Source organism: Amycolatopsis sp. NPDC049688 (assembly GCF_040674975.1).
Lineage (GTDB): Bacteria > Actinomycetota > Actinomycetes > Mycobacteriales > Pseudonocardiaceae > Amycolatopsis.
In genome coordinates this window covers 149,577-165,817 of the sequence record NZ_JBFANY010000010.1, presented here as the reverse complement: position 1 = coordinate 165,817, position 16,241 = coordinate 149,577, and the positions used below count along the sequence as shown (strand labels likewise).

Here is a 16,241-nt window from a genome sequence, read left to right as displayed (position 1 = left end):
TCGAGGCTCAGGGCGTGGCTTCCTCCCGTTCGACCGCCCGCAGCAACGCCGCGAAGCCGGCCGCCGCGCCGTCGCCGTCCGGGCTGGTCAGCAGGTCCACGAGGAACCCGCGCAGGGTCGCGAGGATCATCTCGGCGACCTCGAGCTTGCGCTGCTCCGGCCAGTGCGCCGGGCAGAACGACACCAGCGTCGGCAGGTACTGCTGGGACGCGCCCCGGCCGAGCGCGGCGTACCGGCCCGGGTCGTACATCGCCAGGCCCATCGCCTGGTCGAGCACGCGCCGCAGCTGCGTTTCCTCGTCGCGGAGGCTGGACCAGGCGGCCCGGACGCGGCCGGCGAGCGTCGGCGACTCCGCGGCGACGGCTGTCAGCGCGTTGCCGATCCGCCGTTCCCGCAGCGCGAAAACCACCTGCCGCAGCAGGTCTTCGGCGCCTTCGAAGTGGTAGAGCAGCACCTTGTGCGTGGTGCCGGCCGCCCGGGCGGCCCGCCGCAGCGAGAAGTCGACGAGCCCGTTTTCGGCGACGTCGTCGGTGATCTTCGCCAGCAGTTCCCGGCGCCGCGCCTCCCCGCGGGGCGACCCGGCCGACCGCCGGTAAGCCGCCCGGGCCGGTTCGTCGGTAGCGTTGTCCACGGAGGACAGCTTGGCACGCGATGCGGGTCCTGGTGACCGGCGGCAACGCGGGATCGGGTACTTCGCCGCCGAGCAGCCGGCTTCGGCGGGCGCGGAAGTGGTCATCGCGCGGCTGATGCCGGCCACCGGCAGCTTCGCGGCTCAGCGTGCTCGCGCACCCCGGTGGCGCGCTCGACTCGCTGACGCCTTCACCGCCTCCGGTGCACACGCACACGGCTGGCGCGTGGTTGCGCGGGCTTGCTGCACGGCAAGGACGCCGGCGCTCGCCCCCGCGGTGCGCGCGGTGCTCGGCCCGGACGTCGAGGGCCGGCTGTGGGGTCGGCGCGTGTTCGGCCTGCGCGGCCGCCGCGCGGCTGTGGACCGAAAGCGTGGCGCTGACCGGGGTGGACCCGCTCGGCTAGTCGTCGTCCCCGCCGGTGACGTTGCCGATGCTGGCGGGCACGCCCTTGATCATGTCGACGACGGTCTTGCCCGCCAGGCCCGACTTGCCGAACCAGGGGTCGGTCATCACCTTGATGGCCGACTCGAACTTTTCCGCGCCCTCCTTGCCGAAGAGCTTGCCGAGCTCGTGCACGGAGAAGTTGCTGATCTTGTCGAACTTCTGCATGATCTCGGGCGTCACACCGTCTACTTGGGACAGCTTGGTCTTGATGACGTCGGTCATCTGGTCGGTGAACGGCTTGTGCGGCTTGGGTTCCGGGGTCGCCGAAGGAGGGGCGGGCTCGGGTTTGGGTTCGGGTGCCGGGTCCGGTTTGGGCTCGGGTTTCGGTTCCGGGGTGGCCGAGGAGGACGAAGGCGCGGGTTCGGGCTTGGGCTCCGGGGTGGCCGACGAGGGTTCCGGCTTCGGCTCGGGCTTGGGCTCGGGAGCCGGTTCCGGCTTCGGTTCGGGTTTCGGTTCCGGGGTGGCCGAGGAGGACGAAGGCGCCGGTTCCGGCTTCGGCTCGGGCTTGGGCTCCGGTGCTGGTTCCGGTTTGGGCTCGGGCTTCGGTTCCGGAGCCGCCGACGAAGGTGTCGTGTCCGGCTTCGGGGCCGGTGTGCTGTCCGGCTTGGGGAGGGGTGCCGGGGCCGGGGTCAGGCTGCTCGCCGGGGGCTTGGCCGCCGCCAGGTCGTCGCCCGCCTTGCCCAGCTTCGTCAAGGCCTGCAGCAGGTCGCCCAGCTTCTTGGCCAGCTGGGCCAGCTTCGCGCCGATCTTGCCCAGTGCCGTCGCCACCGTGCCGATCGTCGTGCCGATGAAGATCGCGATCGAGGCCCCGAACGTCACCGGGGCCAGTGCCGCCGCGATCAGGGCGCCCTTGACGATCGTCGCCAGGAGCATCGCGATCAGGTCGCGGAGGATGCCGCGGAAGGCGCCGACGATGCCGCCGGCGATCTTCATGTTCTTGCCCGCCTCGTCGAGGTAGCCGCCCAGGGAAGCCAGCTGCTCGGTGACCGCGTCCATGTCCTTCTTGAACTGGTCCGCGGCCTGCCCGCTCCAGTCCTTCATGAGCACGTCGAGCGCCTGCTGGTGGTCGGCCGACCACTGCTCCAGCTTCTTCTTCTCGGCCGTGAGCGCCTCGCTGGCCGCCGCGATGCCGATCGGGTCGCCCATCAGGATGTCCAGCGGCCACCGCAGGATCGTGATGTGCTCGATCAGCCAGCCGATCCCGGCCGTGAGCAGGCTGCCGATCGGATCCAGCACCAGCCCGATCGTCTCCAGCGCCATGCCCGCCGAGCCGATGCCGATCGCGACCTTGTCGTGCTCCTTGACGGCCTTGTCCAGACCGATCGCCGCCTCGAAGAAGCCCGCGCCGGCCGACGCGTTGTCGCTGTCGAACAGTTCCTTGCCGTGGAGGCTGACGTCCTTGCTCTGGTAGTCGTCGCCCACTATTTGAACCTCACGATCGAGTTCACGGCGTCCTCTTCGCCCGACTGGTAGCGCTTCGCCGCCTCGGTGACTTTGTCGGCGAACTCGCCGACGGTCTTCGCGTACTCGCCGAACTGGTGGTGGGCCTTGTCGGTCCAGGCGCTCGCGCCCGCGGCCATCAGCTGGCACGCCGGGTTGATGCCGAACATGCCCGGGTCGCAGACCATCCCGCCGACCAGGTCCGCGGTGCTCTGCAGGTTGCGCTGCAGCTCGTCGAGGTGCTTGCCGAAGTTCGCCAGGGGCTCCGAGTGGACCCGGAAGCCGCCGCTCACCAGGGGTTCGATTCGTCGTCGGGACGGTCTTCGGCCGTGGGACGGTGCCGGGGTGCGGGCTCGGTGTTTTCCGGGGGTGGGTCCGGGGGGAGGAAGGAACGGACCATTGCCGTCGATTCGGTGTCGCCGTTGATGGTGGCGAAGGAGTCCGCGACGGCTCGGGCCGTCTGCCGCTGGGCGTCGCGGACCGCGCCCATGATCGCCGCGGTCAGGCGGGCCGGGCCCAGTTCGCAGGCTCGGTGGCCCAGTTCGAGGTTGGTCAGGGCGCCGTTCGGGGCGAGGGTCACCGTGACCGCTCCGTCGCGGGTGCGGACCGTTGCGCCTGCTGTGGACAGCGCTTCGTTCAGGGCTGCCGCTTTTGACTGCATCTCGCGGACCTGCCGTTCCAGCAGGAGCTGGAAGTCTTCACCCGGGGACAGGTTCGGTTGCACGGCATTCGCTCCTCGACGCGCCGGCGCGGGCGGCCGGGTCCATGATCGGGGAGGTTACCGGACATTCATCCGGAGTTGGTCCGGAGTGTGCCTGGTTTTCTCCTTGATGGTGCCTATGGGTGCCCTTCCGGGGGCGCAACGCGGCTTCCTGCGGGGTGGGGCCGGCTGCTGGTCCCTTGCGCTGGGTGGCCTGCCGCCGCCTTTGTCTACTGTGGATTTCCTGCTGCTGCCCTTGCTGCTCGTTCCACCTCCGTGTGCCTGGCCGTCCAGAACTCCTTGGTGCGGCTGCTCGCCGTTGCCGTTGCTCCGTCCAGTTGCTCGCGGAGGATGTCCGCGTGGCCTGCGTGGCGGCTTGTCTCCGTCAGCACGTGGACCAGGATGTTGAACAGCATCACGTCCGGGCGGGGCCACCAGGGCACGTGGCCCGGTGCGGTGATCGGGAGCTCGGTGATCGTTGCGTCGGCGTGCTGCCATGCCCGGCGGTAGGCGTCGGTGATCTCCGCTCGTGACTCGTGCTCGGTGGCCCACATGTCCCTGCCGCGGGCCTCCGGGTCGTCCCAGCGGGGGAGCGGCTCCGGGTACGGGCGGTCGAAGATCTCGCCGAAGTACCTCGCCTCGGTCAGGGTCAGGTGCTTGACCAGGCCGAGGAGGTTCGTGCCCGTTGCCGTCAGGGGACGGCGGATGTCGTACTCGCCGAGACCGTCCAGTTTGGCGAGCAGCTCTTCGCGGACTTCGCGCAGGTCGCCGTGCAGGTAGTTCTTCGCGAACTCGTCGATCATGCCGCCAGCTTGTCAGCCCACCGGCACCCCGCGCACGGCTACCGGGCCGCGGGTCGGATCCAGCTCCGCCTTCTGGTCCACGCCGGACGGCGTCAGCACGTCGAACGCCTTCGGGGCCGTTGCCGGGTCGGCTGCGCAGATCGGGGCCGTTCCGCCCGGTGCGCACAGGCCGAACGTGTACTGGCCCGCCGTCGGGGTGAACGGCCTGGCCTGGTCCGGGGAGTTGCCGTCCTGGCCGGTCAGGACCACGGCGAACGTCCAGCCCGGACCCGGTGTCCCGAAGGCCGACTTCGCCACGCTCACCGTGATATACCGCGTTGCCTGCGAAGCCTGCACCGACGGCGTTGCCAGCGAAGCACCCGAAGCATCGACGAGAGCCGGTTCCGCGAAGCCCTGGATTTCGATGCGGCGGCTCCACGCGTCCTGTGCCGCGATCGTGTACGCGCGGCTCGGGAACGGCGCTGCCGTCGACGTCGCCGTTGCCGCCGGGTCGTGGGCGTGGATCGTCAGCAGCTGGGCGCCCAGCGGTGAGCCGAACGTCGGGGTCAGGTCGCGGATCTGGGCCCGGAACACCAGGGTGGTGCCCGAGTCGATGACCTGGAACCGCTGCAGGTCGAACGCGCCCGCGTGGAAGTCGCCCGCGGTCGGGTAGGTGTACGTGCCCGGGCCGTTGTCGTCGCCGTCCGGGTCCGTCGTGTCCAGCAGGACCGTGCCGGTGACGAAGTCCGAGCTGATCGTCTTCTGCGCGTAGCCCGTTCCGGTGCCGGTCGCGGTGGCCGTGACGACGTTCGCGCCCAGCGGCGTCGGCACCGAAGCGGTGAACGTCCCCGCCGCCGACGCCCGGGTCGACAGCACCGTCGTCGTGCCCGCGTCGGTGGCCGAAACCGCGATGTCGACGCGGCGGCCCGCCGGTGCGGTGCCGGTGACCACGGCGGTCGCGCTGGACACCGACGTCGGCGCGTCCAGCGTGACCGCCAACGCAGGCGGGGCCGAGGCGTACCGCGAGCGGACTTCGGCGGGCTGCTCGGGGAGCCGGCCGTCCTCCAGGGCCCTGGCCAGGCGCACCGACTGCGACTGCGCCCAGCTCAGCGGGGCCACCGACCCGACCGGCTGGCCCGGTGTGAAGCCGATCGACGCCGTCTTCGGGTCCGACCCGTACGGCGACGGCGGCAGCGCCGGGTTCTCCCAGATCTGCTCGGGGATCAGGCCGGTCCCGTTCGTCTGCGCCCGCATCGCGCGCAGCAGCGCCGCCGCGCCCGCCCGGTCGCCGGTCTGCACGGCCTGCTCGCCGCGTTCGCCGGCGAGGACCGGCCACAGGTGCCCGGACCCGGTGTTCGTCGACGGCCAGGGCGCGCCCGTCGGGCCGCAGTTCGTCGGGTCGGGCTCGTAGCAGTCGCCGTAGCCGTCCTCGCTGCCCGGCGCCGACGTCCCGTAGCGGTACCAGCCCGGGCCGGCCGGGGTGTCGCGCTTGATCACGCGGTCCACGACGGCGAGCGACGCGGCGACGTCCGGGTCGTTCGCGGGCAGCACGCCCAGGCGCGTCAGCTCGAGGAACCCGGCGTCGACGACGGCGCGCTGGTCGGCGTCGACCGAGCCGTTGCCCAGGTTGTAGATCCACTCCGAGTCCGGATCGCCGTTCTTCGTCAGCCGCAGGAAGTACCGGCCGCCGTACGGCCCGTTCTGCGTCACCGTCCAGCCCTTGATGCTGCGCTGGAAGTGGTCCGCGGTGGCGCGGTAGACGTTCGCGCGCGCGGGGTCGCCGTTGCGGTCGGCGATCACGCCCGCGGCGACGAGCCCGGCGATCTCCGCCGCGATCGTCGAGGGGGAGTAACCGCCCTGTTCCTCCCAGCGCTCCGAGCCGAACGCCGGCCCGTGCGCGACGACGAAGTCCGCGGCCGCGCGGATGTGGCCGGTGTAGAGCGTGCGGTCGCGGTCGAGCCCGGCCTGCAGGGCCATCAGGATCGGGTACGCGCTCTCGTCGAGCTGGTCACCGCCGGAGTCGGGCGCCTTCTTGCCGTTGAGCAGGGAGTTGCGCGGGAACCGGCCGTCCGGCTGCTGCTGCCGAGTGAACAGCCACCGGACGCTCGCCCGCGCCGTCTCGCGGTCGCCGGCCGCCAGCAGGCCCGAGAAGCTTTCGTAGAGGTCGCGGGCGAAGATTTCGCGGTAGGACCCGAAGTAGACCGGCTTGCCGCCGGGCGCGTCGCCCGCGGACACCGCCTGGCCCCACGGGCTGCCGAGCGAGGCGACGACCGCGCCCGGGAACGTCTTGTCCTCACTGGCCTTCAGCACGTTGACGGACTGGTAGTAGGCGTCGGAGTCCTTGCCGCGCACCGGGATCAGGCCGTTGTCGTAGTCACGCCACTCGCGCGCGTACTCGCGGTAGCTCTGCTCGAACGGCGTGCGCAGGCTCGCGCCGGCCGTGGCGACGGCGGCCCGCGCGTCCGTGCCGAACCCCAGCGCCAGCACGGCCGGTCGCCGCGGCTGCAGATCCAGCTGCGCGGTCTGGACGACGTTGCCGTTCGCCGCCGCCGGCGTGGTGTCGGTGAGCCGGTGGTCGCGGTCGAGCTGGGCCAGGCCGTCGCCCGCGGTGCCCGCGAACCCGCTGCTGGTGGCCAGGAACCGGTGGTCGGCACGCAGGGCCGCGGCCAGCGGGGTGCCGTAGTCGCGGGCCGGTGCGCTGGACACCGTGTTCGGGTCGGCGCTGACCAGCGCGGACGTGGCTGCGTCGACCGTGGCGGTGTCGCCGCCGCCGTTGGCCGGGCCACCGCCGCCGTTGCCGTTGACGCTCGCGTCGAACCGCACGTAGACCTTGAGGTCCCGGCCGGAGTCCCGCAGTGGTTCCAGCCGGGTGCGGATGAGCACGCCGGTCCGGGCCGGGTCGGCCAGGTATTCGGTGACCAGCCGGTACCGCCCGCTGCGCGGGGTCGACGTCACCTCGCACGCCATCCCGCCCGCGCTCGTGCGGACCGTGTAGGTCATGTCGCGGGCCTGCAGGTCGGTGAAGCTGCGGCCGTCGGTGACGGCGAATTGCAGCGTTTCGACGTTCGTGTTGTCGATCACCGGCGCGTAGACGTCGGACAGCACGCCGCCGGCCACGGTGAACCACGCCTTGCTCGTGGTGTTCCCCGCGGTGCCCAGGCAGTCCTTGCGGGCCAGGCCGAAGTGGGAGACCGCGCCCGGCCCGGGCGCCGGTGCCGCGGTGGCCACCGGGGCGGGCAGGAGGGTCGCGGCCAGCACCGCGCTCAGCACCACGGACGACGTCGACCGAATCATCCGCCCATCCGATCACGACCGTCCCGGCCCGCACCAGGTCCGAACGGCGCCTGAGAGCTCTTTACCGGTGATTGAGAATCCGAACCGGTGGGTAGCAAACCTGAAGTCCCCCGAGGAGGTGAACGTGGAAGAGCCGGGATCGGACGGATGGCGGTACCGCGGCACGATTTCGCCACGCACGCTGCCCAGCCTGCGCCGGCACCTGGTGTCGTGGCTGCGGCGGCGCGCCGGTGACGAGGTCGGGCGGCAGGCCGACGACGTCGTCCTCGCCTGCTGGGAGGCGATGGCCAACGTGCTCGACCACGCCTACCACGGGCAGCCGGGGCTGATCGACGTCCGCGCCCGGATCGACCAGGACGTGCTGATCGTCACCGTCGCCGACCAGGGCCGGTGGGCGACGCTGGCCGAGCGCGCGGACGACGGGCGCGGCCTGCGCCTGATCCAGGCCCTGGTGGACGGGCTCGACCTGCGCTCGACCGAGAACGGCACCGTCTTCACGCTCACCTGGCCGTTCCCGGCCCGCCGCAGCGCCTGAGCGGCTCAGCCGGGTGACTCGGCCGAGGACAGGTCTTCGACGAACCGGGTCGCGATGTCCCGGAGCTTCACGTTGGTGTGCTGCGATTCGGTGACCAGCAGCTTCATCGCGTCGTCCGCGCTGATCCGGTGCACGGCCATCAGGATGCCCTTCGCCTGCTCGATCACCGCCCGCGACCGCATCGCCGCCTCGAGCTCGGTGGCCCGCTGCCGGGCCCGGTGGTAGCGCCGCGTCGTCCGCAGCCCGAACGAGACGACCGTCGTGTAGAGCTCCAGCAGCCGCGAGTCGGTCTCCGCGAAGCCGTGGTCGCCGTAGCCGAAGAGGTTGAGCGCACCGGAAAGGTGCTCGTCGACGCGCAGCGGCGCGGCGAGGTAGCTGCCGACACCGAGTTCGACGGCACGCGCGGTGAACGCGGGCCACTGCGCCCCGGCCGTGGCGAGCGGGACGCGGACGATTTTCCCGGTCTCCGCGGCCTGCAGGCAGGGGCCCGCGCCCGCGTCGTACTGGGCCCGGTCGATCGTCACGGCACGCTCGTCCGTGCAGGCCGCCGTCGTCGGATCGCCGTCGCGGATCGCGGTGATGCTCGCCATGTCGGCGCCGGGGATGGCCCGGACCGCTTCGGCGCAGACGGCGTCGAGGATTTCCGCTTCGGCGGGTTCGGTTTCCAGCGCGCCCGTGAGGTCCGCCATCGCGGCGGTCAGCTCGTCGAGGTGCTCGGGCAGGATCGGCTCACCGGTCACTCGATCATCTCCGTCCCGGATGGCTGCGGCAGGCGCCGGACCGCTGCTGCTTCAACGGAACGGCAAAACCTTACTCGCGTCCGGTGCGTCTTCCGCAACACCGGGACGGGGAGGGGGCGGTGACTCCGGCCCGGCGCTCACTGCTGAACGTCGTGGGTTGGGGCGCCGGGGTCACCTGGCGACGGACGGCAGCACCAACCCACCCGACCCGCCGTCGCTGCCGCCTGCTTACCCCGTGGAGCGGCGGTCAACCGTTCAGCGGATCATCACCTTCGCCACCTGGGTGAGGCCGGACACGCGCAGCACGCGATCGAGCAGCCGCGGCGCGAGCAGCCGCAGGTCGTTTTCGCCCGCCCGGTCGAACAGCACCGCGACGCCCGCGCTGTCGAGGTAGGTCACCCCGGTGAGGTCCACCGTCACCGCGGGGCCGGCCGCCAGCTCGCGGTCCAGGGCCGCACCGAACTCCGCGGCGTTGCTCATGTCGATCTCGCCCCTGACGGCCAGCACCCGGTCGCCGTCGTCGTCCGGGCCGCTGACCAGCGTGAGTCCCGTCGTCACGAACCGATCCTCCATTCCAGCGTGACGGTGGTCCCGGCGGCGTCGTGCCGGAAGGCGACCGTGTCGGCCAGCGCCTCCATCATCGGCACGCCGCGGCCGCGCAGCACGTGGTTGTCCGGCGGCGGCTGCTTCCAGCGGCCCCGGTCGGTCACCGTGACGACCAGGTGCCCGCCGGTGAGCCGGGCCGTCAGGCGGGCGGTCGCCCCGGCACCGCCGAGGTAGGCGTGCTCGACGGCGTTGGCGCAGGCTTCGCCGGCCGCGACGAGCACGTCCTGCGTGAGGTCCGGCTCGATCGCCGCGTTCTCCAGCCACGCGCGCAGCCAGTGGCGGGTCGAGGCGAGGTGGTCCGGGTCCGCCGCGAACTCGAAGTCCAGCGCGGGCACCGACCGGCGGTAGAGCAGCACCGCGACGTCGTCCTCGTAGCCGTCCGCCGGGCGCAGCCGGTCCATCAGGGTGGCCGCCAGGTCGCCGAGCTCCGCGTCCCGCGTGTCGTGGGCGACCGTGGTGGCCCGGTCCATGCCGTCGTCGAGTGCCTCGCGGCGGCGCTCGACCAGCCCGTCGGTGTAGAGCATGAGCAGGGAGCCGATCGGCACGACCGCCTTGGCTTCCGGACGCGGCGCCGCGATGCGGACGGCGAGCGGCACGCTCCCGGCGTCGTCCAGCAGCTGCGCCGAGCCGTCGCGGTGCACGAGGGTGGCGGGCAGGTGCCCGGCGCTGCTGTAGGTGAGCGTCCCGGCCGCCGGGTCGAGCACCCCGCAGAAGACGGTGGTGCACAGCGCTCCCGGCAGCCGCCAGGCGAACCGGTCGAGCGCGGCCAGGGCCTGCGCCGGGCTGCTGGCCTCCAGCAGCAGGGCCCGGCAGGCGCTGCGCAGCTGGCCCATCACCGCGGCCGCGGCCAGGCCCCGGCCGACGCAGTCGCCGACGACGATGCCGATCCGGGCGCCGGCCAGCGGGACGACGTCGTACCAGTCGCCACCGACTTCCAGGGGCGGGTTCGCCGGCTCGTAGCGCACCGCGAAGCCGTCGGGCAGCTCGGCCGGGCCGAGGATCGAACGCTGCAGGGCGAGCGCGACCTCCCGCTGCCGGTCGTCGCGGTGGGTGCGGCGCAGGGCGTGCGCGAGCGTCCCGGCCAGCAGCGAGAGCAACGTCCGGTCCTCGGTGCCGAGCGGGCGGCCCGGCGCCGGTTCGATCCACAGCGTCAGCCGGCCGCCGGGGTGGTCGAGGGTGGTGCCCGCGCCGCCGTCCGCCGGGGTCGCGTGCAACGCCGGGAGGGCGCGGACCTCGTCGAGCGTCGCCCGCAGCGGGGCGGCGAGGTCCGCCCAGCGCCGGTCGCCCGGATCGGTGGAGGCGAGTTCCGGTTCGCCGTCGCGCGGCCAGGTCACCGCGAGGACGCGCTGCGCGGCCCACAGTTCGCGCAGCAGCTCCAAAGCCGTGCGGAGGACCTCCGGGGTCCCGCTGATCCCGGCCAGCCGCTGGTTCATCGAGGCGAGCGCGCTTTCGCGCTGGATGGCGTAGCGCTCGGCCGTGACGTCGCGGATCGTGCCGACCACCCGGCGGCGGCCCTCGTCGTCGTGCAGCTGGTTGTAGGAGATCGCGATCCACACCCGGTGCCCGGCCTGGTGCCGCATCGGCAGGACCAGGCTGCCGGCGGGCTCGCTCCACGCGCGTTCGGACGCGTCGGCGACCTGGCGGTGGGCGGCGGGGTCGGTGTCCGGGTCCGGCCACCACGGGAACGGCGGGTCGTAGGGCAGGCCGGCGGTGCCGAACCCGAGCAGCTCGGTGAACGCCGTGTTGATCTCCACGACCCGGCCGTCGGCGTCGCAGACGAAGAAACCCTCCTGCAGCGACTCGATCATCGCCGCCCGCCACCGGGTGTGCTGCGACCGCAGCCGGGCCAGCTGGACGGTCGTGCGGACGCGGGCGAGCAGCTCCTGCGCGGAGAACGGCTTCACGAGGTAGTCGTCGGCGCCGGCGGCCAGGCCGTCGACGGCGGCTTCCTGGCCGGCCCGCGCGGACAGCAGCAGCACGGGCACCGCGGCGGTGCGCGGGTCGCCGCGCAGCTCGGCGAGCAGGCCGAGGCCGTCCAGCCGCGGCATCATGACGTCGCTGATGATCAGCTCGGGCGGCTCGGCGCGCGCGGCGGCGAACGCCTCGACGCCGTCGCGCACCGCCGTCACCGCGTAGTCGTCGCGCAGCAGCCGGACGAGGTAGTCGCGCATGTCGGCGTTGTCGTCGGCGACCAGCACGCGGGCGCCCGCGGCCACGGCGGGCACGGGCCGTTCGGCCTGGCCGGCGTCGGGCAGCCAGCGCAGCGCCTCCTGCACGTACGGTTCCGCGGTCTCCGCGGTGGGGCCGCCGGGGGAGGGTTCGTCGACGACGTGCTCGGCGGGCAGGTGCCGGGTGCCCAGCGGGATCCGGACCCGGAACGTCGTCCCGGCGCCCGGCGTGCTCTCCACGGCGACGCGGCCGCCGTGCATGCCCACGAGCTCGCGCACCAGCGCGAGGCCGATCCCGCTGCCCTCGTTCGACCGCGCCCGCGCCGACGGGATCCGGTGGAACCGCTCGAACAGGCGTGGCAGCTCGGCGGCGTCGATCCCGGTGCCGGTGTCGGACACGGCGACCACGGCGTGCCCGCCCTCGAGGCCGGCGCTCACCCGGATCGCGCCCTCGAAGGTGAACTTGACCGCGTTGGACAGCAGGTTGAAGACGACCTTCTCCCACATCCCGCGGTCGACGTGCACCGGCTCGCGCAGCGGGCCGCAGTCGACCTCGAAGGCCAGCCCGGCCCGCTCGACCGCGGCGCGGAAGACGCTCGCCAGCTCCGCGGTGAACGTCCCGAGGTCGACCGGCTCGAAGCGCGCCTGCATCCGGCCCGCCTCGATCCGGGAGAAGTCGAGCAGGTTGTTCACCAGCCGCCCCAGCCGCAGCGCGTTGCGGTGGATGACGTCGACCTCCTCCCGCACGCGGTCGCCGGCGTCGCCGAGGGTGTCCCGCAGCTCGGCCGCGGGGCCCAGGATGAGGGTGAGCGGGGTCCGGAACTCGTGGCTGATGTTGGCGAAGAACGTGGTCTTCGCCGCGTCCAGCGCGGCCAGCTCCTCGGCGCGCCGCTGCTGGACCTGGTAGGCGATCGCGCCGTTGACCAGCGCCGTCGTCTGCTGGGCGACCAGCCCCAGGAAGGTCCGGTAGGACTCGTCGAGCGCCCGCCCGGCGCTGGCCGCCAGCACGATGACGCCGGTGGCCGCGTCGCCGGCGTCCCCGGGCAGCGGCAGCACCATCGCCTCGGCGGGTGGCGTCGACCAGCTGCCCGCGGGCAGTTCGCCGAACACCCCGTCCGACACCGTCCGCGGAACCCCGTCGGCGAGCACGTCCTTCAGCGGCCACGCGGCCTCGTCGCCCGCGCCGGCCCCGCCGGGGGTGACGGCCGCGAGCGCCAGCTCGCCGTCGTCGCCGCGGATGTGGATCGCGGCGTAGGGGACGTCGGCCTCGGCGCGGCCCAGCACGCCGGCGACCAGCTCGCAGGCTTCGTCCACGGTGCGGGCGACCCCGGCCTGGGCGCCGAGCTCGCGCAGCGTCGCCAGCCGGCGGGCGCCGATCACGCGCTCGGTCGTGTCCGAGACCGCGGTGAACACCGCCCGCACGGCGCCGCGGTCGTCGTGCACCGGGCTGTAGGAATACGTCCAGTAGGTCTCTTCCCAGTAGCCGTGCCGGTTCATCGGCAGCAGCAGGTCCTCCGACCAGGTCGCCTCGCCGGTGGTCATCACGCTGTCCAGCATCGGGCCGATGATGTGCCAGATCTCGGCCCAGACCTCCGACCCCGGCTTGTCCAGCGCCGGGTGCTTGGTGCCCAGCAGCGGCAGGTACGCGTCGTTGTAGAGGAACCGCAGCTCGGGTCCCCACCAGACGATCATCGGGAAGCGGGAGGTGAGGCAGATCCGGACGGCCGTCGTCAGGCTCGGTGGCCAGTCCCGCGGCGGCCCGAGCGGGGACGACGTCCAGTCGAAGTCCCGCATCCGGGCGGCCATCCGGCTGGTCCCGGGAAACACGGCACGGTGGCCGGCCTCTTCCCCGACGCTCATCTCACTCCCGGCTCAAGCGACCCCGGCCGAGCCTACCCGGCCCCCGGCGGAGCCGCCGGGCGTGCGTGCCCCCCGCGCGGCGGGGTATCAGTCCAGCGGGGTTTCGCCGGTCAGCCACGTCATGGTGACCGTGGTGCCGTCTTCCCGGTGCACCTGGGCGCTGTGGTCGGCGAGGGTGTCGATGAGCAGCAGGCCGCGGCCGCGCAGCCCGTTCGTCGGCGCCGGCGGCCGCCAGGTGCCGTAGTCGGTGACCGTCACGGTGATCCGTCCGGGCAGCGCTTCGGCCCGGACGTCGACCGGGCCCGCTTCGCCTTCGGGATAGGCGTGCTCGGCGGTGTTCGCCATCGCCTCGTAGCCGGCGAGGATGATGTCCTCCCGCCGTTCGACGTCGACGTGCAATGCGGTGAGCCAGCGGCCGAGGGCTTCGCGCAGGCCCGGCAGGTGGTCGGCCACCGCGGCCGTGCGCCGGTGGAACGAGGCGGGGGGAGCGGGCGCGCCCGGCGGGCGGGGATCCGTCATGGGGCGTCCTCTCCGCGGTGGCGCACGTGGATCAGGGCGATGTCGTCGTCGTGCCGTCCGCTCGTCAGCTCCTCGACGAGCTTGTCCCACGCCGTGCCGAGGTCGGCGGCGGTCAGCAGGCCCGGGATACCCGCCAGGAGCCATTCGACGCCCAGGGTGAGGTCCCGGGTGCGGCTTTCGACCAGCCCGTCGGTGTAGAGCACCAGGTCCGCGCCGGGCGGGAACCCGGTCGTCCGCTGGGGGAACACCGAGCCGACGCCCAGCGGCTGCGCCAGCGCCTCGCCGATCTGCTCGGGGGGCTCGCCCGGGCGGACCATGATCGCCGGCAGGTGACCGGCGTTCGCGTAGCGCAGCGTGCCGTCGGACGGCTGGTGGACCGCGTAGAAGCAGGTCACGAAGCTTTCGCCGAACAGGCCGGTGATCAGCTCGGAGACGTTGCGCAGCACTTCCGACGGCGGCAGCTCCAGCAGGGCGTAGCTGCGGATCGCCGTCCGGACCTGGCCCATCACCGTCGCGGCGGTGACGCCGTGGCCGACGACGTCGCCGATGACGAACGCGGTGCCGCCCGAGGGCAGCCGGATGACGTCGAACCAGTCGCCGCCGACCTTGCTGCCGGTGGCCGCGGGCAGGTACCGGGTGACCACGTCGAGGCCCGGGGTGGGCGGGGCGACCGGCAGCATGCTGCGGGACAGCTCGGTGGCGAGCGTGCGCTCGCGTTCGTAGAGCCGGGCGTTGTCCAGCGCGATGGCCGTGTAGCCGGCGATGCCCTCGGCGAGGTACTCGTGGCGCGCGGTGAACCGGTCCGGCTCCGGGTGGCCGAAGAAGAACCCGCCCAGCACCTCGCCGGAGGTCGGACTGAGCACCGAGACGGCCAGGTAGCTGCACACCGGCAGGTGCCCTTCCGGCATCCCGTGGTGGGGCGCGTTCCGGCCGAACCGCGGGTCCTTCGTGATGTCGGGGCTGCGGACGGTGCCGTCGCCGTCGAAGGTCGGCGCGAACACGTCGGTGTTGCGCGGCATCGGGAACCGGGCGAACGCCTCCTTCGGCACCCCGGAAATCGTGTACAGCGTGTACGACTCGCCGAACTCGTCGACCAGGTTGTAGAAGAAGGCGCCGAAGCCGGCGCCGGTCGCCTTCGTGGCCGCGTCGGTCGCGTCCTGGACGATCCGGTCGATGTCGAGCTGGGCGGTCAGCTTGCGGCCGGTGGAGTGCAGCGCGTCGAGGACCACGGCTTCACTGCGCAGCCGCCGGACCGTGCCGGCCAGGTCCGCGGTGGCGGCGTCGATGGCGGCGGCGACGGCCGCGGGCGGTGTCCCGGTGTCGCCAGTGGTATAGACCAGTGCGCCGTGCCGGCCACCCTCGGCGGCGACCGCGATCGCGCCGGTGATCTCCCGGCCCGGCACCAGGTCCGCGAGGACGCCCGAGTCGGTCACTGCGAGCGCGACGTGGTCGCCGAGCACCGCGGCCACCTCGGCCGGCGCGAGCGGGCGGACCTCGGTGGCCGCCGGAGTGCCGTCACCGGAGACGAAGGCGCGGCGCACCGCGTCGAGCACGGCGTCGAACCCCGGCGGGGTCATCAGGTCGCCAGCGCGTCGGACAGGGACGGGTAGATGGCGAGCTCGTCGACGAGCCGGGTCAGTTCCAGCGGGCGCAGGGTGATCCGGCCGCTGGCCACCACCCGCAGCCCGGCCTCGGCGGTGGTTCCGCGGTGCGCGCGGACCAGTTCGGCCATGCCCGCCGAGGCGAGGAACGTGACACCGGTGAGGTCGATGACGAGCAGCGGGGCGCCCAGCCGGGCGGCGCGTTCGGCCAGTTGGCGCAGTTTCGGTGCGAGCGCGAGGTCGAGCGCGCCCTCGACACGCAGGACTGCCACACCGTCACGGCTTTCCAACGCCACCGATCCCGCGGAGCTGGCGGCGTCGCCGAGTGCGTCCTCGGTCACGTCCCTTTCGCTCATGGTGCTCATCCTGCCTGTTCGGAGGCGTGGCGAAAAGCGGGAGGGGTGCTGACACGGCGGCGTGTCGCCCGGGCAGGCATGATTGACAGCGGTTGAGCAGACAGCCTTCGTGATCACGCGCGCCCACCGGATCTCCCGGTGGTCCTGCCGAAGGCGAGGAGAAATCACATGACCGAGCACACCCACACTGAAAGCTCGGCCACCGCTGTGCCGTTCGGGGAGTTCAGGATAGCCCGAACGGAGCAAGGGGAGGCGGTCGTCGTCGAGGTCGCCGGGGACGTGGACACCACCACCGCGCCGGCCCTCGTGGAGGCCGCGGACGCCGCACTGGCCGGGCAGCCGCCGGTGCTGGTGGTCGACCTGAGCCGGGTCGAGTTCCTCGCTTCACCCGGCCTGACCGCCCTGCTGACCATCCACCGCAACGCCGGCACCGGCACCGCGGTCCGGATCGTCGCGTCCGGCCGGGCCACCCTGCGCCCGATCCAGCTGACCGGCCTCGAGGACAGCCTTTCGCTGTTCCCGACCCGGGAAGCGGCTTTGGCCGGGTCCTGACCCTGTCGTCCCGGC

The 16,241-nt window shown here is 72.9% G+C and carries 14 protein-coding genes; 2 read left to right on the top strand and 12 right to left on the bottom strand.

Annotation, left to right across the window (positions count from 1 at the left end; all coding sequences use genetic code 11):
- Positions 1-7: 7 nt before the first annotated feature.
- The 6 genes from AB0J55_RS29105 to AB0J55_RS29080 form a co-directional block, all read right to left on the bottom strand.
- Positions 8-631, bottom strand: coding sequence for a TetR/AcrR family transcriptional regulator (locus tag AB0J55_RS29105; RefSeq protein WP_364255248.1), 624 nt, complete (start codon positions 629-631; stop codon positions 8-10).
- A gap of 397 nt (positions 632-1,028) precedes the next feature.
- A complete protein-coding gene (locus AB0J55_RS29100) occupies positions 1,029-2,495 on the bottom strand; it encodes a hypothetical protein (RefSeq protein ID WP_364255245.1) in 1,467 nt (488 codons plus the stop codon).
- Positions 2,495-2,806, bottom strand: coding sequence for a hypothetical protein (locus AB0J55_RS29095; protein ID WP_364255242.1), 312 nt, complete (start codon positions 2,804-2,806; stop codon positions 2,495-2,497). The genes AB0J55_RS29100 and AB0J55_RS29095 overlap by 1 nt, the downstream gene beginning before the upstream one ends.
- Positions 2,803-3,237, bottom strand: a complete 435-nt coding sequence (locus AB0J55_RS29090; RefSeq protein ID WP_364255239.1) for a YbaB/EbfC family nucleoid-associated protein — start codon at positions 3,235-3,237, stop codon at positions 2,803-2,805. Before AB0J55_RS29090 ends, AB0J55_RS29095 begins: the two co-directional genes overlap by 4 nt.
- Positions 3,238-3,443: 206 nt before the next feature.
- The gene (locus tag AB0J55_RS29085) at positions 3,444-4,016 is read right to left on the bottom strand and encodes a DinB family protein (RefSeq protein ID WP_364255237.1); all 573 of its coding nucleotides are present in this window, start codon (positions 4,014-4,016) and stop codon (positions 3,444-3,446) included.
- Between the two features lie 12 nt (positions 4,017-4,028).
- Positions 4,029-7,289, bottom strand: a complete 3,261-nt coding sequence (locus AB0J55_RS29080; RefSeq protein WP_364255235.1) for a glucodextranase DOMON-like domain-containing protein — start codon at positions 7,287-7,289, stop codon at positions 4,029-4,031.
- Between the two features lie 124 nt (positions 7,290-7,413).
- Here AB0J55_RS29080 and AB0J55_RS29075 point away from each other — a divergent pair, with 124 nt between their 5' ends.
- The gene (locus AB0J55_RS29075) at positions 7,414-7,824 is read left to right on the top strand and encodes an ATP-binding protein (RefSeq protein ID WP_354815439.1); all 411 of its coding nucleotides are present in this window, start codon (positions 7,414-7,416) and stop codon (positions 7,822-7,824) included.
- Between the two features lie 5 nt (positions 7,825-7,829).
- Here the strand turns inward: AB0J55_RS29075 and AB0J55_RS29070 are convergent, their stop codons facing one another.
- The 6 genes from AB0J55_RS29070 to AB0J55_RS29045 form a co-directional block, all read right to left on the bottom strand.
- The gene (locus tag AB0J55_RS29070) at positions 7,830-8,564 is read right to left on the bottom strand and encodes a GAF and ANTAR domain-containing protein (RefSeq protein WP_364255232.1); all 735 of its coding nucleotides are present in this window, start codon (positions 8,562-8,564) and stop codon (positions 7,830-7,832) included.
- 255 nt (positions 8,565-8,819) lie between these two features.
- Positions 8,820-9,122 (bottom strand): STAS domain-containing protein, encoded by a 303-nt coding sequence (locus AB0J55_RS29065; protein ID WP_364255229.1) that lies wholly within the window; start codon positions 9,120-9,122, stop codon positions 8,820-8,822.
- Entirely contained in the window at positions 9,119-13,198 is a 4,080-nt protein-coding gene (locus AB0J55_RS29060; RefSeq protein ID WP_364255226.1) for a SpoIIE family protein phosphatase, read from the bottom strand. Before AB0J55_RS29060 ends, AB0J55_RS29065 begins: the two co-directional genes overlap by 4 nt.
- Positions 13,199-13,285: 87 nt before the next feature.
- The gene (locus AB0J55_RS29055; RefSeq protein WP_364255223.1) at positions 13,286-13,717 is read right to left on the bottom strand and encodes an ATP-binding protein; all 432 of its coding nucleotides are present in this window, start codon (positions 13,715-13,717) and stop codon (positions 13,286-13,288) included.
- Positions 13,714-15,294 carry a GAF domain-containing SpoIIE family protein phosphatase gene (locus AB0J55_RS29050; protein WP_364255220.1) on the bottom strand — a complete coding sequence of 527 codons (1,581 nt, stop codon included), beginning with the start codon at positions 15,292-15,294 and terminating at the stop codon, positions 13,714-13,716. Before AB0J55_RS29050 ends, AB0J55_RS29055 begins: the two co-directional genes overlap by 4 nt.
- Positions 15,294-15,674 (bottom strand): STAS domain-containing protein, encoded by a 381-nt coding sequence (locus tag AB0J55_RS29045; protein WP_364255217.1) that lies wholly within the window; start codon positions 15,672-15,674, stop codon positions 15,294-15,296. The genes AB0J55_RS29050 and AB0J55_RS29045 overlap by 1 nt, the downstream gene beginning before the upstream one ends.
- A 168-nt stretch (positions 15,675-15,842) precedes the next feature.
- Here AB0J55_RS29045 and AB0J55_RS29040 point away from each other — a divergent pair, with 168 nt between their 5' ends.
- Complete coding sequence (locus tag AB0J55_RS29040; RefSeq protein ID WP_364255214.1) at positions 15,843-16,226, top strand: STAS domain-containing protein; 384 nt, start codon at positions 15,843-15,845, stop codon at positions 16,224-16,226.
- Positions 16,227-16,241: the final 15 nt, after the last annotated feature.

Bases quoted from the DNA above. Each gene is read 5' to 3' on its own strand.
- AB0J55_RS29055 (WP_364255223.1), bottom strand. From the start codon at position 13,717: ATGACGGATCCCCGCCCGCCGGGCGCGCCCGCTCCCCCCGCCTCGTTC.
- AB0J55_RS29050 (WP_364255220.1), bottom strand. From the start codon at position 15,294: ATGACCCCGCCGGGGTTCGACGCCGTGCTCGACGCGGTGCGCCGCGCC.
- AB0J55_RS29045 (WP_364255217.1), bottom strand. From the start codon at position 15,674: ATGAGCGAAAGGGACGTGACCGAGGACGCACTCGGCGACGCCGCCAGC.
- AB0J55_RS29080 (WP_364255235.1), bottom strand. From the start codon at position 7,289: ATGATTCGGTCGACGTCGTCCGTGGTGCTGAGCGCGGTGCTGGCCGCG.
- AB0J55_RS29060 (WP_364255226.1), bottom strand. From the start codon at position 13,198: ATGAGCGTCGGGGAAGAGGCCGGCCACCGTGCCGTGTTTCCCGGGACC.
- AB0J55_RS29085 (WP_364255237.1), bottom strand. From the start codon at position 4,016: ATGATCGACGAGTTCGCGAAGAACTACCTGCACGGCGACCTGCGCGAA.
- AB0J55_RS29040 (WP_364255214.1), top strand. From the start codon at position 15,843: ATGACCGAGCACACCCACACTGAAAGCTCGGCCACCGCTGTGCCGTTC.